The sequence below is a fragment of the Streptomyces sp. NPDC107498 genome (genome assembly GCF_055582805.1).
In genome coordinates this window covers 122673-148616 of record NZ_JBVJPE010000004.1, presented here as the reverse complement: position 1 = coordinate 148616, position 25944 = coordinate 122673, and the positions used below count along the sequence as shown (strand labels likewise).

Genomic DNA, 25944 nt, shown 5'->3' with positions numbered 1-25944 from the left:
GTGGATCAGGCCTTGACGCGGACTTCCTTGCGGAGCTTGGCGGCGGTGGCGGCGGCGTCCGCGGCCGAGGCGCCCTTGCCGGCCATCAGATCGGCGATGTTCATGGGCATGACGTAGCCGAGCGTGCTGTGGTCGGCCCAGACGCAGACCGGCATGACGATCTCCTTGGGGCCGAGGCCGCCGGAGTCCGATCCGCTGTCCGTCTTGGACTTGATCTCCTGGCACTTCATGAGGGCGCCGTCGAGTCCCTCGGGCGTGAACTCCTGCGGGTCACCGACCAGCTGGGCCTTGCCCTCCTTGTCCTTGTCGGCCTCCGCGCGCATGTTCGCGAAAACGGCGTCGAGGGTCTTCTCCGGGTCGTCGATCTGGCCGTACGCGCCACCGAACTGCAGGAGCTTGCCCGCCAGCGGGTTGGCCGCGTCCTTGACCTGCCACTGCGCGTTGACGCGCTGCGGGTTCTTCACGCCGCTCTTCTGGGCGTCCTTGATGAAGTCGTCGTCGTCGCTCTTGCTCCCGGTGTCGGGCGCCTTCTTGTACTCGCCCAGCACCGTCTCCGGCGTGATCAGCTTGTGCGGGCCGTCGTCCGCGACCGAGGCGCCGCCCCCGCCGCCGAGCACGAAGTACGCGCCCACGCCGATCGCCGCCACCACCGCGACCGCGCCGATGATCCAGCCGGTCTTGGACTTCTTCGGGGCCGGGGGGTGGGGCACGTAGCCGCCGGGACCCTGGGGGGCGCCGTACGGGGGCTGCTGGCCGTAGGGGCCGGGCTGCTGGGGCTGCTGCTGCGGGTAGCCGTAAGGGGGCTGCTGCGGCGGGACGCCCTGCGGGGCCTGCTGGGGGTAGCCGTAACCCGGCTGCGGAGCCTGCGGCGGCTGGCCGTACGGGCCCGGCTGCTGCGGCGGCTGGCCGTACGGACCCGGCTGGCCGTAGGGACCGGGCTGCTGGCCGCCGTACGGGCCCGGCTGGTTGTAGCTCATCGACAGGTTCCCCTCACAGGATGTTTATGCCTGCCGAACATCCTGACGGAACCGTTGGACACTCGGTGCGGCGGGGGCCACACCGTTACCGAACCAAAGCGTTTCAGGACAGGACCGCGACACCCCTAAACTGGCCCCGTGACCGAGAACACTCAGCAGCAGACAGCGCCCACCACCGAACTGCCGACCCAGTACGCGCCGGCCGAGGTAGAGGGGCCGCTGTACGAGCGCTGGGTGGAGCGCGGGTACTTCGAGGCGGACGCGAAGAGCGAGAAGCCGCCGTACACCATCGTCATCCCGCCGCCGAACGTCACCGGTTCGCTCCACCTGGGCCACGCCTTCGAGCACACGCTGATCGACGCCCTCACCCGCCGCAAGCGCATGCAGGGCTTCGAGACGCTGTGGCAGCCCGGCATGGACCACGCCGGCATCGCCACCCAGAACGTCGTCGAGCGCGAGCTCGCCAAGGAGGGCAAGTCCCGCCACGACCTGGGCCGCGAGGCGTTCGTCGAGCGCGTCTGGCAGTGGAAGGCCGAGTCCGGCGGTCAGATCTCCGGCCAGATGAAGCGCCTGGGCGACGGCGTCGCCTGGTCCCGTGAGCGCTTCACCATGGACGAGGGCCTGTCCCAGGCCGTCCAGACCATCTTCAAGAAGCTCTACGACGACGAGCTGATCTACCGCGCCGAGCGCATCATCAACTGGTGCCCGCGCTGTCTGACGGCCATCTCCGACATCGAGGTCGAGTACCAGGACGACGAGGGCGAGCTCGTCTCCATCCGCTACGGCGAGGGCGAGGACTCCCTGGTCGTCGCCACCACCCGCGCCGAGACGATGCTCGGTGACACGGCCGTCGCCGTCCACCCCGACGACGAGCGCTACAAGCACCTGGTCGGCAAGCGGATCAAGCTGCCGCTGACGGACCGTACGATCCCGGTCGTCGCCGACACCCACGTCGACCCCGAGTTCGGCACCGGCGCCGTCAAGGTGACCCCGGCGCACGACCCGAACGACTTCGAGATCGGCCAGCGCCACGACCTGCCGAACCTCGCCGTCATGGACGAGCGCGCGGTCATCACCGTCCACGGCCCCTTCCAGGGCCTGGACCGCCTGGAAGCCCGCTCCGCCATCGTCGCCGCCCTGCGCGCCGAGGGCCGGATCGTCGCCGAGAAGCGTCCGTACGTCCACTCCGTCGGCCACTGCTCGCGCTGCAAGACCACCATCGAGCCGCGCCTGTCGATGCAGTGGTGGGTCAAGGTCGGCCCGCTCGCGAAGGCCGCCGGTGACGCGGTCCGCGACGGCAAGGTCAAGATCCATCCGCAGGAGATGGAGAAGCGGTACTTCGACTGGGTCGACAACCTGCACGACTGGTGCATCTCGCGCCAGCTGTGGTGGGGCCACCGCATCCCGGTCTGGTACGGCCCGAACGGCGAGGTCGTCTGCGTCGGACCGGACGAGCAGCCGCCGGCGGGCGAGGGCTGGCACCAGGACACGGACGTCCTGGACACCTGGTTCTCCTCCGGCCTGTGGCCGTTCTCCACGCTCGGCTGGCCCGAGCGGACCGAGAGCCTCGAGAAGTTCTACCCGAACTCCGTCCTGGTCACCGGCTACGACATCCTCTTCTTCTGGGTCGCCCGGATGATGATGTTCGGTCTGTACGCGATGGACGGCACCCCGCCGTTCCACACCATCGCGCTGCACGGCATGGTCCGTGACCAGAACGGCAAGAAGATGTCGAAGTCCTTCGGCAACGTCGTCAACCCGCTGGACTGGATGGACCAGTACGGCTCCGACGCCGTCCGCTTCACCCTGGCCAACGGCGCCAACCCGGGCGTCGACGTCCCGATCGGCGAGGACTGGGTCAAGGCCTCCCGGAACTTCGCCAACAAGATCTGGAACGCCACCCGCTTCGCCCTGATGAACGGCGCGACGATCGAGGGCGAACTGCCCCCGGTCGAGCGGCTGTCGGCGACCGACCGCTGGATCCTGTCCCGTCTCAACAAGACGGTCGCCCAGGTCGACGCGTACTACGAGGACTACCAGTTCGCGAAGCTCAGCGACGCGCTCTACCACTTCGCGTGGGACGAGGTCTTCGACTGGTACGTCGAGCTGTCGAAGACGACGTTCTTCGCCGGCGGCGAGCAGGCCGAGGTCTCCGGCCGGGTCCTCGGCGAGGTCCTGGACGTCATGCTGCGCCTGCTGCACCCGATCGTCCCGTTCGTCACCGAGGCGCTGTGGACCACGCTCACCGGGCGCGAGTCCCTGGTCGTCGCCGAGTGGCCGAAGGACAGCGGCTTCCGCGACGACGCCGCCGAGGCCGAGATCGAGAACCTCCAGCGGGTCGTCACCGAGGTGCGCCGCTTCCGCGCCGACCAGGGCCTCCAGCCCGGTCAGAAGGTCCCGGCCCGCCTGGAGCTGGACGGCACCCCGCTCGCCGCGCACGAGGCCGCCATCCGCCAGCTGCTGCGCCTCCAGCCGGAGGGCGAGGGCTTCTCCGCCACCGCCTCCCTGCCGGTCGCCGGTGCCACCGTCGCGCTCGACCTCTCGGGCACGATCGACGTCGCCGCCGAGCGCAAGCGCCTCGCGAAGGACCTCGCGGCGGCCGAGAAGGAGAAGGCCCAGGCCGAGGGCAAGCTCGGCAACGAGGCCTTCCTCGCCAAGGCCCCGGACAACGTGGTGGACAAGATCCGCACCCGCCTCGCCAAGGCGGACGAGGACATCGCCCGCATCCAGGCCCAGCTGGCGAACCTGCCGCAGGCCTAGGACACGCGACGAAGGGGCCCGGAACCGCGCGGAGCGGTTCCGGGCCCCTTCGGCTCCGTCCGCTCGCGGGGACGCCTCCGTCCGTGTGCGGGTGACGTCACGGGACCCGTGACCGCGGTCCAGGAGCCCGGGACGAAAGACCCGGGAATGGAGGACATGCTCCGCCTCCCCACCCTCCCCGCGCTCCGCCGCCGCGTGGACCGGTGGACCGGCTCGCCCCGCGCCCTGGACGTCGTCGCGGCGCTCTTCGCCTTCGGCCTGATGGTCCTGGACGTGCCGGGACTCGCCCGCGCCGACAACTCCCTCACCGGGGTCACCGCGACCCTGGTCCTCGCGGGCGGGGCGGCCACGCTGGTGCTCCGGCGGCGGCTGCCGTGGCTCCCGTACGCCGTGGCGCTCGGTCTGATGGGCCGGCTGCACGAACTGACCATGATCCAGTTCGCGCTGTACTCGATCGGCCGCTACCGGGGACGGCGCGCCGCCGTCCTCACGACCCTGCTGTACGTCGCCGTGGCGTACGGCTGCTTCCTGACGCCCGGCTGGCCCGTCGAGCACGGCGGGACCGTCAGCGACTTCCTCGGCCTGGTCGTCCCGATCGGCGTCCTCGCGGCCGGCGTCGGCATCGCCGCCTACCGCCAGGACCTCGTCCGCGCCCTGGAGGCCCAGCGCCGCGAGGCCGCCGCCCGGCAGGCCGTGCAGGAGGAGCGGATCTCCGTCGGCCGGGACGTCCACGACCTGGTCGGCCGCGAGCTCACCGTCCTCGCGGTGCGGGCCGAGGTCCTCGCCGTACGAGCCGGGGACGAGGCCCACCGGAAGGACGTCGAAGAGCTCGCGGACACCGCCCGGCGCGCCCACCTCATGCTCAACGAGACGCTCGTGCGCCGCGCCGACCGGGACGCCGCGACGCCCGGCCTCGAAGGACTCCCCGAACTCGCCCGGGAGGGCGAACGCATGGGCAGCCCCGTCGACCTCAGGGTCGCGGAGGAGGCCAAGGCGCTGTCCCCGCTCCGGCAGGCCGCCGTCCACCGCGTCGTCCGGGAGTGCCTGACGAACGCCGCCAAGCACGCCCCGGGCCTCCCGGTGACGGTCGTGATCACGGTCGAGGGACCGGACCTGCGGACGGAGGTGCGCAACCCGCTGCCGAAGAGCCCGCCGGACCCGGCGCCCGTCTCCACCGGCACCGGACTGTTCTCGATGGAGGAGCGGGTCGCCGGCATGGGCGGCACGCTGCGGGCCCGCCGGGAGGGCGGCGCCTACGTGGTGACGGCGCTGCTGCCGGCGGGGCCGGCCCGGTAGGCCGGTGGACCGAAAGTCCCGAAAGGGGTGGGTCCGCGGTCCTGTCGGCACCGCTCCGTAGACTGGGCCCGTGAGCGAGCCGAGCGACCCGAATGACCAGTTCGACGACATCGTCGACACCGAGACAGACCGCGACCCCGACCTGGCGGTGATCGAGGCCGGCAGCCGCACCCTGCGCACGCAGGGCGGACCGCCCCAGGGCGACCCCGTGCCCGGCCGTCCCGAGGACCCCGAGCTGGACGAGGCGCTGCGCGAGGTCGAGACCGAGCTGTCCACCCGCTGGGGCGAGACCAAGCTGGAGCCCTCCGTCAAGCGGATCGCGGCCCTGATGGACGTCCTCGGCGAGCCGCAGCGCGCGTACCCCTCGATCCACATCACCGGCACCAACGGCAAGACGTCGACGGCCCGCATGATCGAGGCCCTGCTCGGCGCCTTCGAGCTGCGCACCGGGCGCTACACCTCGCCGCACGTGCAGACCATCACCGAGCGGATCAGCCTGGACGGCGCCCCGGTCTCCGCCGAGCGGTTCGTCGAGACGTACCAGGACGTCAAGCCGTACGTGGAACTGGTCGACGCCCGCGAGGAGTACCGGCTCTCCTTCTTCGAGGTCCTCACCGGCATGGCGTACGCCGCCTTCGCGGACGCCCCGGTCGACGTGGCGGTCGTCGAGGTCGGCATGGGCGGCACCTGGGACGCGACGAACGTCATCGACGGCTCCGTCGCCGTCGTCACCCCCATCGACCTCGACCACACCGACCGGCTCGGCGGGACGACCGCCGAGATCGCGGCCGAGAAGTCCGGGATCATCAAGCAGGGCGCGACCGTCGTCCTGGCCCAGCAGCCGGTCGACGCGGCCCAGGTCCTGCTGAAGAAGGCCGTCGAGGCGGACGCGACCGTGGCCCGCGAGGGCATGGAGTTCGGCGTCGCCTCCCGCGAGGTCGCGGTCGGCGGCCAGCTCCTCACCCTGCGGGGCCTGGGCGGCGAGTACGACGAGGTGTTCCTGCCGCTGCACGGCGCCTACCAGGCGCACAACGCCGCGGTGGCGCTCGCGGCGGTCGAGGCCTTCTTCGGGATCGGCGCCGAGCACGCCAGGACCCTGGACGTCGACACCGTCCGCCGGGCCTTCGCCCAGGTGGCCTCGCCGGGCCGGCTGGAGATCGTCCGCTCCTCGCCGACCGTCGTCCTGGACGCCGCGCACAACCCGCACGGCGCGCGGGCGACGGCGGAGGGCATCAGCGAGGCCTTCGGCTTCTCCCGGCTCATCGGCGTGGTCTCCACGAGCGGGGACAAGGACGCCAAGGGCCTTCTGGAGGCCTTCGAGCCGATCCTCGCGGAGGTCGTGATCACCGCGAACTCCAACCCGCGGGCCACCGACGTGGACGCGCTCGCCGCGATCGCGGTCGAGGTCTTCGGCGAGGACCGGGTCGTCGTCGAGCCGCGGCTGCCCGACGCCATCGAGGCGGCCATCACCCTCGCGGAGGAAGAGGCCGAGTACGGCGGCGCGGGCGTCCTCGTGACCGGTTCGATCTTCACGGTCGGCGACGCCCGACTGCTGCTGCGAAGGGGCTGAACCCGATGCGCGTGCTCTGTTCCTCGACCCTCATCGGCGAGTTCTTCGTGATCGGCTTCGCCGGGCTCGTCGCCATGAAGGACGACGGCCTCGCGACGTCCACCGTCTGGTGGGTCTGCGGCGTGGCCATGGTCCTCTCGGTGCTGCTGTGCGGGATGATCACCCGGCCGGGCGGGGTGCAGCTCGGCTGGGCCCTGCAGATCGGGCTGGTCCTCAGCGGCTTCTTCGTCCCCACCATGTTCTTCCTCGGGGCGGTCTTCGCCGGTCTGTGGTGGGCCTCGGTGCACTACGGACGGCGGATCGACAAGGTCAAGGCCGACTGGGCCGCGGCCCATGCCTCGGCAGGGCCTGACGCTGCGTAATCGCGGGACGTGCGGGCCCTGTAGCCTCGGAGGTCCCGCACACCGCTTTTCCGAAGGAGTCCCCCCGTGAGCCAGCGATCGCTCGTCCTGCTCAAGCCCGACGCCGTCCGCCGTGGCCTGATCGGCGAGATCATCGGCCGCATCGAGCGCAAGGCCGGATGGGCCATCACCGCCCTGGAGCTGCGCGAGCTGGACCAGGACACGCTGGAGCAGCACTACGGCGAGCACAAGGGCAAGCCCTTCTACGAGCCGCTGATGGGGTTCATGCAGTCGGGCCCGGTCGTCGCGCTCGTCGTCGAGGGCGAGCGGGTCATCGAGGGCCTGCGCACGCTCGCCGGCCCGACCGACCCGATCGCCGCCGCGCCGGGCTCGATCCGCGGCGACTTCGGCACCATCGTCCGGGAGAACCTGATCCACGCCTCGGACTCGGAGGAGTCCGCCACGCGCGAGCTGAAGATCTTCTTCCCGGGTCTCGCCTGAGCCGATCGCTGACCCGGCGTCAGTCGATCGGCACAACCCTGTGGGGCGACCGAAGGAATTCGGTCGCCCCCAGGCATATGAACACCAATCCCGGGAACGGATCGCCGCGTCCTGCCGTCACCTGTACAGAGGTGGACCACCGCGCGCCATCCGTGCGGGCGGCACTACGATGGAAAACTCCACGCCGCACCACTCTCAGCCATGGGAAATCAAGGGGAACTCAATGTCGTTCATCGGCCGTGACATGGCTGTCGACCTCGGGACCGCCAACACGCTGGTGTACGTCAGGGGTCGAGGCATCGTTCTGAACGAGCCGTCGGTCGTCGCCATCAACACCAACACCGGGGGCATCCTCGCGGTCGGCGCGGAGGCGAAGAAGATGATCGGCCGGACCCCCGGCAACATCGTCGCCGTGCGCCCGCTCAAGGACGGCGTGATCGCCGACTTCGAGATCACCGAGCGAATGCTCCGCTACTTCATCCTCAAGATCCACAAGCGCCGCTACCTGGCCCGCCCCCGCGTCGTCGTCTGCGTGCCCTCCGGCATCACCGGAGTGGAGCGCCGCGCCGTCATCGAGGCGTCCAGCCAGGCCGGCGCCCGTCAGGTGCACATCATCGAGGAGCCCATGGCGGCGGCCATCGGATCGGGGCTCCCCGTCCACGAGGCCACCGGCAACATGGTCGTCGACATCGGTGGCGGCACCACCGAGGTCGCCGTCATCTCCCTCGGCGGAATCGTCACGGCACAGTCCATCCGGGTCGCCGGCGACGAGCTGGACAACGCGATCATCCAGCACATCAAGAAGGAGTACTCCCTCCTCCTGGGCGAGCGCACCGCCGAGCAGATCAAGATCACCATCGGCTCCGCGTACGACCTCGACAAGGACGAGCACACCGAGATCCGCGGCCGCGACCTCGTCTCCGGGCTGCCCAAGACCGTGGTCATCTCCGCGGCCGAGGTCCGCAAGGCCATCGAGGAGCCGGTCAACGCGATCGTCGACGCGGTGAAGACCACCCTCGACAAGTGCCCGCCGGAACTCTCCGGTGACGTCATGGACCGCGGCATCGTTCTCACGGGTGGCGGCGCCCTGCTCCGCGGCCTCGACGAGCGCCTCCGGCGCGAGACCGGCATGCCGATCCACATCGCCGAGGACCCGCTGGACTCGGTGGCGCTCGGCTCCGGCAAGTGCGTGGAGGAGTTCGAGGCGCTCCAGCAGGTCCTGGACGCCCAACCGCGCCGCTAGCGACACCGTTTCACCCCTACAGCCGAACAACCGAACCACGAGGAAAGGCACGGCCGCCGCACGTGAGGGACACACGAGAGAGCCGGCTGCTCCTGGTGCTGCTGATCGCCATCGCGTTCGCACTGATCACGGTGGACATCCGCGGCGGCCAGGAGTCACCCGTCGACGGTGCCCGACAGGCCGCAGCGGCGGTCTTCGGGCCGGTCGAGAACGGTGTGGCGGCCGCCGTCGATCCCGTCGGCAACGCCATAGGCGCCGTACGGGACTCCGGGGAGCGGCACACCCGGATCGCCGCCCTGGAGAAGGAGAACGCCGAACTCAAGGCGAAGCTCGGCAGCGACGACCGCAACCGCAACCGGCTGCGCGAGCTCGACGCCATGCTCAAGACCGCCGGCGCCGGGCAGTACGGCATCAAGGGCGCCCAGGTCATCGCCATAGGAGCGGCCCAGGGCTTCTCCTGGACCGTCACCATCGACATCGGCGCCCGCGACGGCATCGAACGCGACATGACCGTGCTCAACGGCTCCGGGCTCGTCGGCCGCGTCACCACCGTCGGCCCCTCCACCTCCACCGTCCTCCTCGCCAACGACCCCGACTTCACCGTCGGCACCCGCATGGAGAAGAGCGACGAACTCGGCTTCGCCACCGGCCAGGGCGACAGCCCCCTCCTCGTCCAGCTCCTCAACGGCAAGGCCAAGGTCAAGCCCGGCGACCGGCTCGTCACCTTCGGATCGCGCGCCGACAAGCCCTTCGTGCCCGGCGTCCCGGTCGGCGAGATCGTCCGCGTCGACCCGTCCGGCGGCGGCCTGACCCGCAACGTCTACGTCCGCCCGTACGTCGGCTTCACCAAGCTCGACATCGTCGGCGTCGTCGTCCAGGCCCCGCAGTCGGACCCGCGCGACACGGTCCTGCCGCGGAAGCCCAGGCCCGCCCCGACCGTCACCGTCACGGTCACACCGTCACCACCGGACGGACAGCAGAAACAGAACGACGGTCAGAGCCGGCAGACACCGCAGGACCAGGGGGACGCGACACCGTGAAGCTCAACCGCATCCTCCTCTCCGCCGCCCTGATCGTGGTGGCCCTGGTCGTCCAGGTCTCCGTCCTCGCCCGCCTCCAGCTCCCCGGAGCCGTCCCCGACCTGGTCCTCCTCACCGTCGTCGGCCTCGCCCTCGTCCACGGACCCGTCAGCGGCTCCCTCGTCGGCTTCACCGCCGGCCTCCTCGCCGACCTCGCCCCGCCCGCCGACCACGCCGCCGGCCGCTACGCCCTCGTGCTCTGCGTCATCGGCTACCTCGTCGGCCTCGCGAAGCCGGACAACGGCCGGCTCACCTCCGCGACCGGCCCCATGGCCGTCGTCGTCGCCGCGGCCGTCGGCTCCACGCTCCTCTACGCGGGCGTGGGCGCCCTCGTCGGCGACACCGCCGCCCGCCATGTCGGCCTCGGGTTCCTGCTGTTCACCGCGGCCCTGTACGACCTGCTCCTCGCGCCCTTCACGGTGCCGCTCATCATGGCCCTCGCCCGCCGGGCCGAGAACGACCCGCTCGCCGACACCGGCGGCGGCAGCGGCGCCGACGTGGCCTCCGGCTGGCTCGCCTCCGGCACGGGCCTGCGGATCGGCACCCAGCGCGGCGGCCTGCGCGTGAAGGCCGCGCGGAGCCGCGCCTCACGCGCCGGACGCATCAAGGGAGTCAAGCGACTGTGACCGAGGGGGCACCGGCAGTATGAGCAACATCCCCGAGACCGGACGGACCCCCCGGGTCCAGATCCGACTCGTCGTCATCCAGATCCTCGTCTTCTCCCTGCTCCTCACCCTGGGGGGCCGGCTCTGGTACCTCCAGATCCGCAACGGCAAGGAGTACACGGACGAGGCCAAGAACAACCACGTCCAGCAGGTCGTCCAGCCCGCCGTCCGGGGCTCGCTCCTCGACGCCCGGGGCGTCCCGCTCGCCGACAACGAGACCCGGCTCGTGGTCTCCGCGTCCCGCACCGACCTGATGAAGATGAAGGACCGGGGCAAGGCCGTCCTCACCCGGCTCGCCGCCGTCCTCGACATGAAGCCCGTCGACGTCGTCAACAAGATCCGGCTCTGCGACTCCAAGACGCCCAAGCCCTGCTGGAACGGTTCGCCCTACCAGCCGATCCCCGTCACCGACGAGGCCACCACCCAGCAGGCCCTCCAGATCCGCGAGCGCGCCGAGGACTTCCCCGGGATCACCGCCGAACCCACCGCCGTCCGCCGCTACCCGGCCCCCGGCAAGTCCCGCACCTCCCAGGTCCTCGGCTACCTCTCGCCCGTCACCGACGCCGAGATCGAGAAGGCCAAGGACACCGACTCGCCGTACCTGCGCTCCGACATGGTGGGCCGCTCCGGCCTGGAGCGCACGTACGACAAGGAGCTGCGCGGCAAGGCCGGCGTCACCCGCTACGAGGTCGACAACCTCGGCCGCGTCATCGGCCAGGCCAAGAACGACCCCGCGGTGCCCGGTGCCAACGTCGTCACCTCCATCGACGCCCGCGTGCAGGCGGTCGCCGAATGGGAGCTGCACAACGCGATGGTCGAGGCCCGCAAGGTCGTCGACCGCAACACCAGCGAGAACTACAAGGCCGACTCCGGCGCCGTGGTCGTCATGGAGGCGAAGACCGGCCGGATCGTCGCCATGGCCTCGCAGCCCGACTACGACCCCAACGCCTGGGTCGGCGGCATCTCCGCCAAGGACTACGCCGCCCTCACCGGCAAGGGCTCCAACCTGCCGCTGCTCAACCGGGCCATCCAGGGCCAGGCCGCTCCCGGCTCCATCTTCAAGGTCGTCTCGACCGCCGCCGCCGTCAACGCGGGCTACGACTTCGACGGCCGCTACCCGTGCACCAGTTCGTACTCCATCGGCAACCAGGTCTTCAAGAACTTCGAATCGCAGAACCACGGCCCCATCAGCCTCGGCCGCGCCCTCGAAGTCTCCTGCGACACCGTCTTCTACGCCCTCGCCCACCAGCAGTGGATCAAGGACGGCGGGATGAAGCCGAAGAAGAACCCGGGCGACTGGTTCTACAAGACCGCCCACCAGTTCGGCCTCGGCGCCGAGACCGGCATCGACCTCCCCAACGAGGTCTCCGGCCGCGTCCCCGACCGCCAGTGGAAGCAGAAGTTCTGGGAGGCCAACAAGGACTGGTGGTGCAAGTACGGCAAGAAGGGCGGCACCTACGTCCAGCAGCTCTCGTACGAGAACTGCCTGGAGGGCAACCTGATGCGCGCCGGTGACTCCGTCAACTACTCCATCGGACAGGGCGACACCCTCGTCACCCCCATCCAGATGGCCACCATCTACGCCGCCATCTCCAACGGCGGCACCCTGTGGAACCCCACCGTCGGCAAGGCCGTCATCAGCCCCGACGGCAAGAAGGTGCACGAGATCGCGCCCACGTCGCACGGCAGGCTCCCCTTCGACGCCGCCACCCGCGACTTGATAGACGAAGCCCTCGCGGGAGTCGCCACCCGCGGTACCGCCGCCTGGCGTTTCGCCCAGGTCGGCTGGCCGCAGGACAAGATCCCGATGCACGCCAAGACGGGCACCGCCGAGGTCTACGGCAAGCAGACGACCTCCTGGTTCGCCACGTACACCAAGGACTACGCGATCGTCATGACGATCTCCCAGGGTGGTACCGGCTCCGGCGCCTCCGGCCCCGCCGTGCGCAACATCTACGACGCGCTCTACGGGCTCGACGACTCCGGCAACCAGGACCTCAAGCGGGCCCTGCTGCCGCAGCCGCAGAAGGCCCTGCCGAAGATCGAGGCCGACGGCTCCATCGACGCGCCGAAGATCAAGCCGTACGACCCGGAGGCGCAGAAGGTCGACGAGACGAAGCAGCAGGTCGACGGCGCCCAGCCGCCGGCCCCGCCGGCCGACCCCACGACGCCCCCCACCAGGAAGCCGGACGACGACCAGCAGTTGGCGGGCCCGCCCGCCGCCCGCGGGAGGCTCTGAACAGATGACGGCACCCCACGGCTTCTCCGTCTCCCGGTACGCACCCGAGCGCGGCACCCTCGCCAGGCTGACCGCCCGCGACTCGGTGCTCCGCCGGCTCGACTGGCCCATACTGCTCTCCGCGCTCGCCCTCTCCGGCGTCGGCTCGCTGCTCGTCTGGTCCGCCACCCGCGGCCGCACCGAGCTCAACCAGGGCGACCCGTACTACTTCCTCTTCCGCCACCTGCTCAACACCGGCATCGGCCTCGCCCTGATGATCGGCACGATCTGGCTCGGCCACCGCACCCTGCGCGGCGCGGTGCCGATCCTCTACGGCCTCTCGATCGTGCTGATCCTCGCCGTCCTCACCCCGCTCGGCGCCACCATCAACGGCGCCCACGCGTGGATCGTCATCGGCGGCGGCTTCTCCCTCCAGCCCAGCGAGTTCGTGAAGATCACGATCATCCTGATCATGGCGATGCTCCTCGCCGCCAGGGTCGACGCCGGCGACCAGCTCCACCCCGACCACCGCACCGTCGCCAAGGCCCTCGTCCTGGCCGCCCTCCCCATGGGCATCGTCATGCTGATGCCCGACCTCGGCTCGGTCATGGTCATGGCGGTCATCGTGCTCGGCGTGCTGCTCGCCTCCGGCGCCTCCAACCGCTGGGTCCTCGGCCTCATCGGCGCCGGCGTCGTCGGCGCGGTCCTCGTCACCGCGCTCGGCATGCTCGACGAGTACCAGATCAACCGCTTCGCCGCCTTCGCCAACCCCGAACTCGACCCCGCCGGCGTCGGCTACAACACCAACCAGGCCCGCATCGCCATCGGCTCCGGCGGCCTCCTCGGCGCGGGCCTCTTCAAGGGCTCGCAGACCACCGGCCAGTTCGTCCCCGAACAGCAGACCGACTTCGTCTTCACGGTGGCCGGCGAGGAACTCGGCTTCGTCGGCGCCGGTCTGATCCTCGTCCTCCTCGGCGTCATCCTCTGGCGCTCCTGCCGGATCGCCCGCGAGACCACCGAGCTCTACGGCACGATCGTCACGGCCGGCATCGTCGCCTGGTTCGCCTTCCAGTCCTTCGAGAACATCGGCATGACGCTCGGCATCATGCCGGTCGCCGGCCTCCCGCTGCCGTTCGTCTCGTACGGCGGCTCGTCGATGTTCGCCGTGTGGGTGGCCATCGGACTGCTCCAGTCGATCCGCGTGCAGCGCCCGATGACGGCATGACGGCGGCGGAAGGCGGTTAGACGCGGGGTATGGCCGAGACGAAGCGCGAGATCGAGCGAAAGTACGAAGCCACCGGCGAGACCCCGCCCCCGGACCTCACCGACGTCCCCGGGGTCTCCGGGGTCGCGGTCCGGGGCGTCGTGGAACTGGACGCCGTCTACTACGACACCCCGGACCTCCGTCTGGCGGCCGACGCGGTCACCCTCCGCCGCCGCACCGGCGGGAACGACGCCGGCTGGCACGTGAAGTTCCCCGTCGCCGCCGGAGTCCGCGACGAGATCAGGGCCCCGCTGAGCGACACCCTGCCGGGTGAGCTCGCGGGGCTCCTGCGCTCCCGCGTCCGCGACGCGGAGATCGTCCCGGTCGTCCGCCTCCGCTCGGCACGTGACGTCCGCCACCTCTTCGACGCCGACGGCGGCCTCCTCGCCGAACTCTCCGTCGACACGGTCCACGCCGCACGCCTGCCCGAAGGCGCGGAGGCCACCTGGACCGAGATCGAGGTCGAACTCGCGGACGACGTCGACCCGGCCCTCCTCGACGCCGTCGAAGAACGCCTCCGCGAGACCGGCGTCCACCCCTCCGCGTCGCCGTCCAAACTCGCCCGGGCCCTCGCGGAGACCGGCCGGGGGCCCCGGAAGGCCCCCACCGCGGGGAAGCCCGGCACCGCGGGCGCCGCCGTCCTCGCCTACGTGCGCGAACAGGCCGACGCGATCGTCGCGCTCGACCCCGCCGTGCGCCGCGACCTGCCCGACGCCGTCCACCGGATGCGGGTCGCCTGCCGCCGGATGCGCAGCGCCCTCAAGACCTACCGCAAGGTCCTCGACCGGCAGGTCACCGACCCCGTCGGCGACGAGCTGAAATGGCTCGCCGGAGAGCTCGGCGTCGCCCGCGACCAGGAGGTCCTCGACGCACGACTGCACGCCCGCGTCGCGGACCTGCCCCTCACCCTCGTCCTCGGCCCCGTCGAAGCCCGGCTGCGCCGCCGGAACGCCGCCCTCGCCAGGAACGCCCGGCACCAGGTCCTCGCCGCCCTCGACTCCGCCCGCTACCTCGCCCTCCTCGACACCCTCGACGCGCTCCTCGCCGACCCGCCGCTGCGCAAGGCCGCCCGCCGCGCCGCCCGCCCGGTCCTCGCCCACGCCGTCCGCAAGGACCACGACCGCCTCGGCGGACGGATCGAGCACGCCCTCGCCCTCGCCCCCGGCCACGAGCGCGACCTCGCCCTCCACGAGGCCCGCAAGGCCGCCAAACGCGCCCGCTACGCCGCCGAGGCGGCCCGTCCCACCCTCGGCAAGCCCGCCAAGCGGCTCTCGAAGCGGGTCAAGGCCGTCCAGTCCCTCCTCGGCGAACACCAGGACGCCGTCGTCGCCCGCGCCGCCCTCCGGGAATTCGGGATCATGGCCCACGGCGCCGGCGAATCGGCCTTCACCTGGGGACTTCTCCACGGCCGCGAGGAGGCGGCGGCCGACGCGACCGAGCGGAAACTGCCCGGGGTCTGGGCCCGCGCCTCGGCCCCGGCCCTCACGGCGGCGCTGAGCCACTGAGCACCGGGGTACGCTTGAGAGTCGCCCCCCTGCCAGCTCACGAAGGTTCGAGATGTCTGCTGCCGAGTCTGTCTTCCCGCAGCTCGAAGCTCTGCTCCCGCACGTGCAGAAGCCGATTCAGTACGTCGGTGGAGAGCTGAACTCCACGGTCAAGCCGTGGGAGTCCGCCGACGTCCGCTGGGCGCTGATGTACCCGGACGCGTACGAGGTCGGCCTGCCCAACCAGGGCGTCATGATCCTCTACGAGGTGCTGAACGAGCGCGAGGGCGTCCTCGCCGAGCGCACCTACAGCGTGTGGCCGGACCTCGAAGAGCTGATGCGCGAGCACGACGTGCCGCAGTTCACCGTGGACAGCCACCGCCCCGTCGGCGCGTTCGACGTCTTCGGCCTCAGCTTCTCCACGGAGCTCGGCTACACGAACATGCTCACGGCCCTGGACCTGGCGGGCATCCCGCTGGAGGCGAAGGACCGGACGGTCGACCACCCGATCGTGCTCGCCGGAGGCCACGCCGCCTTCAACCCCGAGCCGATCGCGGACTTCATCGACGCGGCGATCATCGGCGACGGCGAGCAGGCCGTCCTCGACATGACCGAGATCATCCGGCAGTGGAAGGCCGAGGGCCGCCCCGGCGGCCGCGAGGAGGTCCTCCTCCGCCTCGCGAAGACCGGCTCGGTGTACATCCCGGCGTTCTACGACGTGGAGTACCTGCCGGACGGCCGCATCGGCCGCGTCGTGCCGAACAGGTCCGGCGTGCCGTGGCGCGTCTCCAAGCACACCGTCATGGACCTCGACGAGTGGCCGTACCCCAAGCAGCCCCTCGTCCCGCTCGCGGAGACCGTCCACGAGCGCATGTCCGTCGAGATCTTCCGCGGCTGCACCCGCGGCTGCCGCTTCTGCCAGGCCGGCATGATCACGCGCCCCGTGCGGGAGCGAAGCATCACCGGCATCGGCGAGATGGTGGAGAAGGGCCTCAAGGCGACGGGCTTCGAGGAGGTCGGCCTCCTCTCCCTCTCCTCCGCGGACCACACCGAGATCGCCGACATCGCGAAGGGCCTGGCGGACCGGTACGAGGAGGACAAGGTCGGCCTGTCCCTCCCCTCGACCCGCGTCGACGCGTTCAACGTCGACCTGGCGAACGAGCTCACGAGGAACGGCCGCCGCTCCGGCCTCACCTTCGCCCCCGAGGGCGGCTCCGAGCGCATGCGCAAGGTCATCAACAAGATGGTCTCGGAAGAGGACCTCATCCGTACCGTCTCGACGGCCTACGGCAACGGCTGGCGCCAGGTGAAGCTGTACTTCATGTGCGGCCTGCCGACGGAGACCGACGAGGACGTCCTGCAGATCGCCGACATGGCGATGAACGTGATCGCCGAGGGCCGCAAGGTCTCCGGCCAGAACGACATCCGCTGCACCGTCTCCATCGGCGGTTTCGTCCCCAAGCCGCACACCCCCTTCCAGTGGGCCCCGCAGCTGTCGGCCGAGGAGACGGACGAGCGCCTGCGCAAGCTCCGCGACAAGATCCGCGGCGACAAGAAGTACGGCCGCTCGATCGGCTTCCGCTACCACGACGGCAAGCCCGGCATCGTCGAGGGCCTGCTGTCCCGCGGCGACCGCCGCCTCGGCGCGGTCATCCGCGCGGTGTACGAGGACGGCGGCCGCTTCGACGGCTGGCGCGAGCACTTCTCGTACGACCGCTGGATGGCCTGCGCCGAGAAGACGCTCCCCGCCGCCGGCGTGGACGTCGCCTGGTACACCACCCGCGAGCGCACCTACGAGGAGGTCCTGCCCTGGGACCACCTGGACTCGGGCCTCGACAAGGACTGGCTCTGGGAGGACTGGCAGGACGCCCTCGACGAGACCGAGGTCGAGGACTGCCGCTGGACCCCGTGCTTCGACTGCGGCGTGTGCCCCGCGATGCAGACCGAGATCCAGGTCGGCCCCACGGGCAAGAAGCTGCTGCCGCTGACGGTCGTGAAGTAGTCCCCACGACGAAGGAGGCGCCCGGACCGCATCGGTCCGGGCGCCTCTTCGTCGTGGTGGGTCAGTGCTCCGAGCGGGCCTCGGCCAGGTCGTCGCGGGGGAGGAGCGGGGCGCACTCGGCGGTCCGGGGGGACGGGGCCGGGGTGCGCTCCTGGAGCGGGACGACCGGCGGACGGGGGCGGTCCTCGGCGAGGAAGACGCGGCGGACGACCCGCTCGGCCGCGAAGCCGTCGTCCCAGGCGCAGAACCGCTCGCGGAAGGCCCGGCGGAGCTCGGCGGCCCGCTCGCCCTCCCAGGCGCCGCTGCGGAAGGCCTCGATCAGCTGGTCCTCGGTGGTCGCGATGACGCCGGGGGTGTCGCCGGGCTCGCCGGAGAGCAGGTCGAAGGTCACACCGCGGCAGGTGCGGTACATCTCCCAGTCGTCGGCGTACGTCACGATCGGCCGGTCGAGGTTGGCGTAGTCGAACATGATCGACGAGTAGTCCGTGATCAGGGCGTCCGCCGCCAGGCAGAGCTCCTCGACCGAGGGGTGGCGGGAGACGTCGACGAGCGCGCCGCGCTCGGCGAGGAGCGCCAGCTCCGGGTCGCCGCCGTAGAAGTAGTGGGCGCGGACCAGGAGGACGTGGTCGGGGCCGAGCTCGCGGGCGAAGCGGGCGAGGTCCAGGCGGGAGACGAAGGCGTCCTTCTGGTGGTCGCGCACGGTGGGGGCGTACAGGAGCGCCTTCTTGCCGGGCGCGATGCCGAGCTCGCCGCGGATCCGGCGGACGTCCGCGGCGGTGGCGCGGTAGTAGACGTCGTTGCGGGGATAGCCGGTGTCGAGGGTCTGGAAGGCGGCCGGGTAGACCCGCTCCCACTGCTCGGTGGAGTGCTGGTTGGAGGAGACGCTGTAGTCCCAGCGGTCGACGCGCTCCAGGAGCTTGTCGAAGTCCATGCTGCGGGCGACGGCAGGGTAGTGCTGCTGGTCGAGGCCCATCCGCTTGAGCGGGGTGCCGTGGTGGGTCTGGAGGTGGACCTGGCCGGGGCGCTTGATCACGGCGTCGGGGAAGTTGACGTTGTTGACCAGGTACTTGGCCCGGGCCATCGCCTTCCAGTAGCCGAAGGTGGCCGGGGCGATCCGGGTGAGGCCGGAGGGGAGGTCGCGGGCGTGCGCCCGGTTCACGACCCAGACGCCGCGGATGCCGGGCGCGAGCTTCTTGGCGGCCTCGTGGACGGCGAGCGGGTTGCAGCCGGGGGTGCGGCCCCAGTACGCCGAGTACACGGCGAGGTTCTCGTCGACGGGGAGCCGGCGCTGCACGGCGTAGTAGGCGCGCAGGGCCTTGCGGCCGCCCCAGCGCTTGGACCTGCCGAGGGCGCCGAAGGCGGTCTCGCGGGTGCCGTTGACCGTCTTGAGGGCCTCCCAGGCGGCGTACGAACCGGTCCGCATCACCTTGAACTTCAGGCCGACCATGCCGGGCGGCGGGGTGAAGCCCGCGGGCTCGTTGCGGCGGTAGGTCGCGCCGGCCTGCTTCAGATAGGCGCGGCGGTGGCTGCGGGGTATTCGGAAGCCCCGGGCGAAGGTGTAGAGGAAGTGGGAGACCATCCGCTCGAAGACGAGCTTGCGGTACTCGTCGAGACCGGGGCGGCCTTCGAGGTAGTCGAAGACCCGCTGGTACTGCTCGAAGATCACGAAGTGCTTGCGGGGGGAGCTGCTGCGCATCGAGCTGCCCTGGCGGCGCTGGCGGTACTCGACGACCACGTACTCGAGCCCGGCGACGCGCTGGGCGGCGGCCATGGTCGTGTAGACCATGAGCGCGTCCTCGTACAGGCCGTCGGTGAAGGTGTAGCCCTCGCCGGTGAAGAAGTCGCGGCGGTAGACGCGGTTCCAGACGACGGCGAAGATCCGGAGCAGTTCGAGGTGGTCGACGGGGCGGACCACCCGGTCGCGGATGCCGGCCAGGTGGGGACCGGTCTTGCTGGCCTCGACGCGGCCGTCCACGTGGGTGCGGACGTGGTCGAAGATCAGGATCTCGGGGTCCCGGGCCCCGTCGAGCCGGTCGGCGACGGCCTGCAGGGAGCCGGGGCGGATCGAGTCGTCGCCGTCGAGGAAGAGCAGGTAGTCGCCGCGGGCGTGGGCGACGCCGGTGTTGCGGGCGGCGCCGATGCCGCCGTTCCGCTCGCGGTGGACGGCGCGGACCCGCGGGTCGCGGGCGGCGAACTCGTCGATGATGGCGCCGCTGCCGTCGAGGGAGCAGTCGTCGACCGCGATGACCTCGAAGTCCCGGTAACTCTGCGAGGTCACCGATTCGAGGCACTCGCGGATGTAGCCCTCGACCCCGTACACAGGGATGATCACGCTGAATCGGGGGTTAGCTGCAGCCGGCATGCCGTGTTTCTCCTCAGTCGAACCGCTCGAACGCAGTATGACAGGAGGCCCAACGGCGATCGAACGCCAGAGGCGGGGATCGTCTATCCTGGAGAGCTGCGGTGGCCGGGGGCCACCGCAGAGTCATGTAGCCAGGTCCCCGTGCTCCGCAGCCGGGGCGGATGAGCCGACAGCTAAGCTGCGGACCGGGTACCGGGAGAAGCACTGCAGTTCGACGGCGGGCGTGCGGCCGTCAGGCGGGTCTTCCTCGGAGGGCGGGGACGTCCTCTGTCGGTCCGCTGGAAAACCGAAAGCACGCCCCGTCACCCCCTCAGGCGCTCGGCTTGTCGAGCGGGTCTGAAACGGAAAGGAACGCAGAACTTCATGGCACCCCGGCTCAGCGTCATAGTCCCGATCTACAACGTGGAGCAGTACCTTCCGGCCTGCCTCAACTCGCTCGCCGTGCAGACCTTCCAGGACCTGGAAGTGCTGATGATCGACGACGGATCCAGTGACGGGTCCCATGCGATCGCGGCGGAGTTCGCGGCCAAGGACGCCCGCTTCCGGCTGATCCGCAAGGAGAACGCCGGCCTGGGTGCCGCCCGCAACACGGGTCTCGACAGCCTGGCGCCGGAGAGCGAGTTCCTGGCCTTCGTCGACAGCGACGACATGATCCCGCCGGACGCCTACCGGCTGATGATCGAGACCCTGGAGGAGACCGGCTCCTCCTTCGCCACGGGCAACGTCGAGCACATCAACTCGACCAAGGTGTGGCAGTCCCCGATGCACCGCTTCCTCTCCCGGGGCGCGGTCAAGAAGACGCACGTCTCCAGGAAGCGGATGCTCCTGACGGACCGGATCGCCTGCAACAAGGTGTTCCGCCGCGACTTCTGGGAGGCGAACTCCCTGCGCTTCCCCGAGGGCGTGCTGTACGAGGACACCCCGGTCATCGTGCCGGCCCAGTACCTCGCCGAGTCCGTCGACATCATCAGCTCGACCACGTACTACTGGCGCCTGCGCGAGGGCGAGGCGACCCCCTCGATCACCCAGCGCCGGACCGAGCCGAAGGCCGCCCGGGACCGCGCCTCCGCCGTCGAGTCCGTCAGCCGGTTCCTCGCCGAGCGCAAGGAGCCCGTCGCCGACGAGCTGAAGCGCGAGTACGACCGGACCGTGCTCACCGGCGACCTGCGGATCTTCCTCAACGTCTTCCCGGACGGCGACGACGAGTACCGCGCCGAGTTCCTGCGGGTGGCCAACAAGTACCTCGACCAGGTCGACCTCAAGACGGTCAAGGCGCTGCCCACCGCGCTGCGCGTCAAGTGGCTGCTCGTCCGCAAGCACGCCCTGAACGAGCTGCTCGACTTCATCGAGGCGGAGCGGCTGGGCGAGCCCGTCGAGCTCGACGGCGCCATCCGCAAGTACGCGAAGTTCCCCTCGCTCGACGGCGACCTGCTGCCCAAGAAGGTCCTGCGCATGGACCAGGACCTCCAGCTCCGCTCCCCGCTGACCGAGCTGGAGTGGCGGGACGGCAAGCTGCGGCTGGCCGGCAACGCCTGGGTCGACCGGGTCGACCAGGGCAGCAAGCGCAGCGTCGTCAAGCTGCTCCAGCTGAAGAAGGACGGCACCCAGCGCCGCATGCTGATACCGCTGGGCAACATCTTCACCGCCGAGGCCACCACGGCCTCCGGCTACGCGGGACGCGGCCACAGCTTCGACTGGGCCGGCTGGGAGACGGTCATCGACCCGGCCCGCTTCCGCAAGGGCGGCCAGTGGCAGGAGGGCCTCTGGCACGTGGGCATGCGCGTCATGTCCGGCGGCCTCGTGCGCTCCCGCTCCGTGCACTCGTACGGCTCGGACCGGAAGGCCTACCCTCCGTACCACTGGCTCGACGAGGACTACCGGATGGTTCCGGAGCTCCGTCGGGCGGCGCTCAAGCTGCGCGTCGAGAAGGTGCCGTTCCTGGTCGACGGCTTCACGGCCGAGGGTGACGGGATCGTCATCGACGGCGTGTTCCGCGAGGCGGTGCCCGTGGGGACCGGGTTCACCCTGCGGGTCGTGAACCAGAGCAGCGGCGAGGTGCTCGAGTACCCGGCGGAGGTCACCGGCACCGCCGGTGCGCGGACCTCGCTGCGGGTCCGCGTCCCGCTGCGCGACGTCGCCCTGCTGCCGGAGCACCTGGACACCACCGAGACCGGCGGCGCCGACCCGGCGAAGGCGATGCGCCGCAACTGGAGCACGCAGCTCCAGGTCGAGGAGCCGGGCGTGGAGAACCCGCGGAAGGTCCGCGTCGTCGTCAAGGACGGCGTGGCCGACCAGCAGGTGGGCCTGCCCGCGGGCTTCGGCGAGGGCGCCGAGCTGAACGAGGTGGCGGTCCTCTCCGGCACCAACGGCTATCTGAAGTTCTCCGGGCGCCCCCTCCGCGCCAAGATCGTCGACATCACCTGCGAGGACGGGACCTTCACGATCCGGGGCACCACCCCGGTGGCGCTCTCCGACCACCACCTGGTCGTCAGCGCGAAGAACCGCTTCGACGAGAAGACCGTCCCGGTGACCGTCCGTCCGGACGGGAGCTTCGAGGCGTCCTTCCGCCCCTCCACGATGTCGGGGGCGACCGGCGGGCTGCCGCTCAAGGCCGGCCGCTGGGTCTTCCGCCTGGAGTCCTCCGGCGACGCGCCGGACATGCCGCTCGTGGTGGACCGGCTCGCCGTGCCGCAGTTCCCGCTGGAGGGGACGCACAACGGCCGCGAGTACCAGCTGGAGGTCCACTGGCAGGACCACCCGCAGCTGAACTGCCTGACCGACCTCACGCCGCTGGAGCGGGGCGACAACCGCCAGTACCAGCTGCGTCAGGAGGTGTACGAGAAGGGCCGCGAGCTGCCGCTGCGCGACCAGGTGCTGTACATCAGCTACAACGGCAAGCAGTACTCGGACAGCCCGCGCGCGCTCCACGAGGAGCTGCTGCGCCGCGGTTCGGAGGTCGAGCACCTGTGGCTGGTCCGCGACGGCCAGGTCGAGCTGCCCGACACGGTCGCCCCGGTCCGGTTCCAGGGCACCGAGTGGTACGAGGCGCTGGCGCGCTCGCGCTACATCGTCACCAACGCCCACCTGCCGCACTGGATCAAGCGGCGCCCGGGCCAGGTGATCGTGCAGGCGTGGCACGGCACGATGCTGAAGAAGATCGGCCTGGACATCGACGCGCCGAAGTTCGACCCGAACTACCACGAGCGGCTGGTCAAGGAAGCGGCGAACTGGAACATCCTCGTCTCCTCGAACCGCTTCAGCACGCCCATCCTGAAGCGCGCCATGGGATACGAGGGCCTGATCGCCGAGATCGGCTACCCGCGCAACGACTACCTGTACGCCGAGGACCGCGACGAGCGGGCCAAGGAGGTGCGGGAGCGCCTCGGGCTGCCCGAGGGCAAGAAGGTCGTGCTGTACGCGCCGACCTGGCGGGACGACCTCTCGCACGCCCGCGGCCAGTTCAAGTTCGACCTCCGGGTCGACCTGGAGGACGCCCGCCGCCGGCTGGGCGACGACCACGTCTTCCTGATCCGCCGCCACTCCAACATCGTCGACAGCATCCCGGGCGCGGGCAACGGCTTCGTCTTCGACGTCTCCGAGTACCCGGACATCGCGGACCTGTACGTGGCCGCCGACATCATGATCACGGACTACTCGTCGGTCATGTTCGACTACGCGCACCTGCGTCGTCCGATGCTGTTCTTCACGTACGACCTGGAGCACTACCGGGACAAGCTGCGCGGCTTCTACTTCGACTTCGAGAACGACGCCCCGGGCCCGCTCATCGGCACGTCCGACGAGCTGATCAAGGCGATCCGCGAGGTCGACGAGGTCGCGGGCGAGTACCGGGAGAAGTACGACAGGTTCCACCACCTCTTCTGCGACCTGGACGACGGCCACGCGTCCGAGCGGCTGGCGGACCTGATGTTCAAGACGGCGGAGGACGGCGCGCCGCTGTAGGCGACGCCCCCGGCCCCGTGCGAAGGAGCCCCGGTCCGCACTGCGGACCGGGGCTCCTCCGTACGCGTGGTTACTTCTTGTCGATGATCTTCAGCGACAGCTGCCCGTTGCTGGAGAAGTACGGGCGCAGCTCGTGCCGGACCGGGGCGACGGCGGCGGGCACGGAGGACAGACGGCCCCGCCAGCCGTTCCTGGCCTTGGGCTGCTCCGCGGCCTGGGCCGGGGCGCCGGACTGCTTCACCACCGGGTACGGGTAGGTGAAGACGTCCATCGGGGTGAGCACGTCGTTGGCCAGCTTGCAGATGCGGATCCGGGCGGAGGCCTTGTCCGGCAGCAGCCACAGGTCCCAGACGTCCTCGGTGCCCGGCTGGTGCAGGCGGGCCGCGGCGGCGTTGTCCAGGGCGGCCGTGAAGCGCCCGTCGGCGCCCGTCTTCACCGGGAAGGTGAAGTTCTTGTCGGCGTCCTTGCGGTGGACGGCCTCCACGACGCTGCCGGTGACCGGCTCGGCGCCCCAGGCGGCGGCGTCGATGACGATCGAGGTGGCGCCGACCTGCAGCCCCGCGACCTCCACGTGCTGGGCGCGGACCCGGCTCTGCACCCGCAGGGTGCCGTCCGTGTGGGCGTGCGGCAGCAGCAGCGAGAGGGCGGGGCCCTCGGTGCGGGGCAGCTTCAGCGACAGGATCTGGAGGGTGTCGCAGCCGGCCGACCGCAGCGGCATCTCGCAGTCGGCGGCGCGGATCACCAGCTCCCAGTCGCCCTCGACGAGCGTGCCGAGCGCGGGGACCAGCGCCTCGCCGTCGACGAAGGGGAGGACGACCTCGTCGGCCTTCTTGCGGACGTCCCGGCAGACCAGCCGGGCGTCGGAGCCGGCGGGCAGCCCCTCGACCCGCACCCGGACGTCGCCCTGCGGGGCGACCACGGCGGTGGCCGTGCGGGGGACGGCCCGACGGGCCCGCATGGTCTCCACGAGCCGCTCGAAGCGGGCGACGGTCTCGGCGCCCTGGAAGCGGACCACGTTGGCCACCGCGGCGGCCGCCATCTTCCGGCGCAGGTCCTCGTCCGAGATCAGCTTCTCGATGTGCTCGGCGAGCGCCTCCTTGTCGCCGAGCGGCACGACGTACCCGTCCTCGCCCTGCTTGATGATGTTGCGCGGGCCGTGCGGGGCGTCGTAGCAGATCGCCGGAAGACCGGCCGCCATCGCCTCGACGGTGACGTTGCCGAAGGCCTCCAGGTGGGAGGGGAGGACGAACAGGGACGCCTTGGCGAACTCCGGGGTGACCGGGGTGGCCGGGCCCATCAGGAAGATCTGGTTGTTGCTGTCCGTGTCGTTGATCTTCTTGCGCAGGTTGCCGCGCTCGGGGCCGGCGCCGTAGATCCGCAGGCTCCAGTCCGGGTGGCGCGGGGCCACGGTGGAGAAGGCCTCGATGAGGTCGGCGAAGCCCTTGTGGGACTTGAGCACGCCGGCGGTGACGACGACCTTGTTGTCGCCGGTGGACATCTGGCCCTCGTGGGCCGGGATGCAGTTGGGCATCGGGGAGAGCAGGTGGCTCACGGTGGGGACGACCCCGGCGATGGTCCGGCACTCGTCCGGCGTCGGCGCGGTGATCGCGTCCATCTTCGGGTACGCGTCCCGGAAGAGGGCGTCCCGGATGTGCGCGCCGTACCGCGCGGGCCGGGAGTGCTCCATGGCGACCTTGAGGAAGTCGCGGTCCGCGTGGGCCAGCATGATGGTGATCTTGGGGTTGTTGCTGACCACGACGTCGGCGTCGGTCGTGGCCAGGTACTCCATCAGCCGCTTCTCGGCCAGGCGGCTGATCCACGGCTTCTTGTCCGTGGGCTCGTTCGGGTAGATGTGCGGGAAGACCTCGATCTGCGGGTCGTCGCCGTCGTACGTGTGGGAGTGCTTCCGGTAGTCCGAGAGGGCGAGGGTCTTCACCCGGGGGTCGAGCGGGAAGAACGCCTGGTCGCGGTTGCGGCGGAGGGCGACCAGCTCGACCTCGTGGTGGTCCGCGAGCGCACCGGCCAGGTTGTGGATCGCGCTCACCACGCCGCCGATGTGACAGCGGTCTACCAGGATGAAGGATATTTTCACGCCGAGCCTCGTTGTCTGCGGAGATTGGGCCCCGGAAGGGGTGTGCGGGACGTGCGTCGAGCACGGAGGTGACGCACCTTAGGTTACGGGTCCGCCTCCCGGAAGCGGGGTGGGTCCGTCCGCTCCGGCG

The 25944-nt window shown here is 70.7% G+C and carries 16 protein-coding genes; 13 read left to right on the top strand and 3 right to left on the bottom strand.

The features are described 5' to 3' along the window. Positions 1-5 precede the first annotated feature (5 nt). A complete protein-coding gene (locus tag ACZ66Z_RS08945; protein ID WP_469933312.1) occupies positions 6-977 on the bottom strand; it encodes a hypothetical protein in 972 nt (323 codons plus the stop codon). 138 nt (positions 978-1115) lie between these two features. Between ACZ66Z_RS08945 and ACZ66Z_RS08940 the strand changes: the two genes are divergently transcribed. From ACZ66Z_RS08940 to ACZ66Z_RS08885, 12 genes are all read left to right on the top strand, one after another. Continuing rightward, on the top strand, positions 1116-3737 hold the full coding sequence (locus ACZ66Z_RS08940; protein ID WP_469933311.1) for a valine--tRNA ligase: 2622 nt from the start codon (positions 1116-1118) through the stop codon (positions 3735-3737). Between the two features lie 156 nt (positions 3738-3893). After that, positions 3894-5033, top strand: a complete 1140-nt coding sequence (locus ACZ66Z_RS08935; protein ID WP_469933554.1) for a sensor histidine kinase — start codon at positions 3894-3896, stop codon at positions 5031-5033. A 70-nt stretch (positions 5034-5103) separates the two neighbouring features. Continuing rightward, on the top strand, positions 5104-6603 hold the full coding sequence (folC, locus tag ACZ66Z_RS08930; RefSeq protein ID WP_469933310.1) for a bifunctional tetrahydrofolate synthase/dihydrofolate synthase: 1500 nt from the start codon (positions 5104-5106) through the stop codon (positions 6601-6603). Positions 6604-6608: 5 nt separating this feature from the next. Further along, the gene (locus ACZ66Z_RS08925) at positions 6609-6965 is read left to right on the top strand and encodes a DUF4233 domain-containing protein (RefSeq protein WP_469933309.1); all 357 of its coding nucleotides are present in this window, start codon (positions 6609-6611) and stop codon (positions 6963-6965) included. A gap of 66 nt (positions 6966-7031) precedes the next feature. After that, a complete protein-coding gene (ndk, locus tag ACZ66Z_RS08920) occupies positions 7032-7445 on the top strand; it encodes a nucleoside-diphosphate kinase (protein ID WP_469933308.1) in 414 nt (137 codons plus the stop codon). 223 nt (positions 7446-7668) lie between these two features. Next, positions 7669-8688, top strand: a complete 1020-nt coding sequence (locus ACZ66Z_RS08915; RefSeq protein ID WP_469933307.1) for a rod shape-determining protein — start codon at positions 7669-7671, stop codon at positions 8686-8688. 62 nt (positions 8689-8750) lie between these two features. Further along, complete coding sequence (gene mreC / locus ACZ66Z_RS08910) at positions 8751-9728, top strand: rod shape-determining protein MreC (RefSeq protein ID WP_469933306.1); 978 nt, start codon at positions 8751-8753, stop codon at positions 9726-9728. Beyond that, positions 9725-10393, top strand: a complete 669-nt coding sequence (mreD, locus tag ACZ66Z_RS08905) for a rod shape-determining protein MreD (protein ID WP_469933305.1) — start codon at positions 9725-9727, stop codon at positions 10391-10393. The genes mreC and mreD overlap by 4 nt, the downstream gene beginning before the upstream one ends. Positions 10394-10412: 19 nt before the next feature. Further along, positions 10413-12671: a penicillin-binding protein 2 gene (mrdA, locus tag ACZ66Z_RS08900; RefSeq protein WP_469933304.1), complete on the top strand. Its 2259-nt coding sequence runs from the start codon at positions 10413-10415 to the stop codon at positions 12669-12671. A gap of 4 nt (positions 12672-12675) precedes the next feature. After that, a complete protein-coding gene (gene rodA, locus ACZ66Z_RS08895) occupies positions 12676-13875 on the top strand; it encodes a rod shape-determining protein RodA (RefSeq protein WP_469933303.1) in 1200 nt (399 codons plus the stop codon). A gap of 29 nt (positions 13876-13904) precedes the next feature. Next, complete coding sequence (locus tag ACZ66Z_RS08890; RefSeq protein WP_469933302.1) at positions 13905-15419, top strand: CYTH and CHAD domain-containing protein; 1515 nt, start codon at positions 13905-13907, stop codon at positions 15417-15419. 52 nt (positions 15420-15471) lie between these two features. Beyond that, positions 15472-17400, top strand: a complete 1929-nt coding sequence (locus ACZ66Z_RS08885) for a TIGR03960 family B12-binding radical SAM protein (RefSeq protein ID WP_469933301.1) — start codon at positions 15472-15474, stop codon at positions 17398-17400. A 61-nt stretch (positions 17401-17461) separates the two neighbouring features. Here the strand turns inward: ACZ66Z_RS08885 and ACZ66Z_RS08880 are convergent, their stop codons facing one another. Beyond that, a complete protein-coding gene (locus ACZ66Z_RS08880; RefSeq protein ID WP_469933300.1) occupies positions 17462-19762 on the bottom strand; it encodes a bifunctional glycosyltransferase/CDP-glycerol:glycerophosphate glycerophosphotransferase in 2301 nt (766 codons plus the stop codon). 363 nt (positions 19763-20125) lie between these two features. On the opposite strand from ACZ66Z_RS08880, the gene ACZ66Z_RS08875 reads away from it, so the two are divergent. Beyond that, positions 20126-23722 (top strand): bifunctional glycosyltransferase/CDP-glycerol:glycerophosphate glycerophosphotransferase, encoded by a 3597-nt coding sequence (locus ACZ66Z_RS08875; RefSeq protein WP_469933299.1) that lies wholly within the window; start codon positions 20126-20128, stop codon positions 23720-23722. A 70-nt stretch (positions 23723-23792) separates the two neighbouring features. Here the strand turns inward: ACZ66Z_RS08875 and ACZ66Z_RS08870 are convergent, their stop codons facing one another. Beyond that, positions 23793-25814, bottom strand: coding sequence for a glycosyltransferase (locus ACZ66Z_RS08870; RefSeq protein WP_469933298.1), 2022 nt, complete (start codon positions 25812-25814; stop codon positions 23793-23795). Positions 25815-25944: the final 130 nt, after the last annotated feature.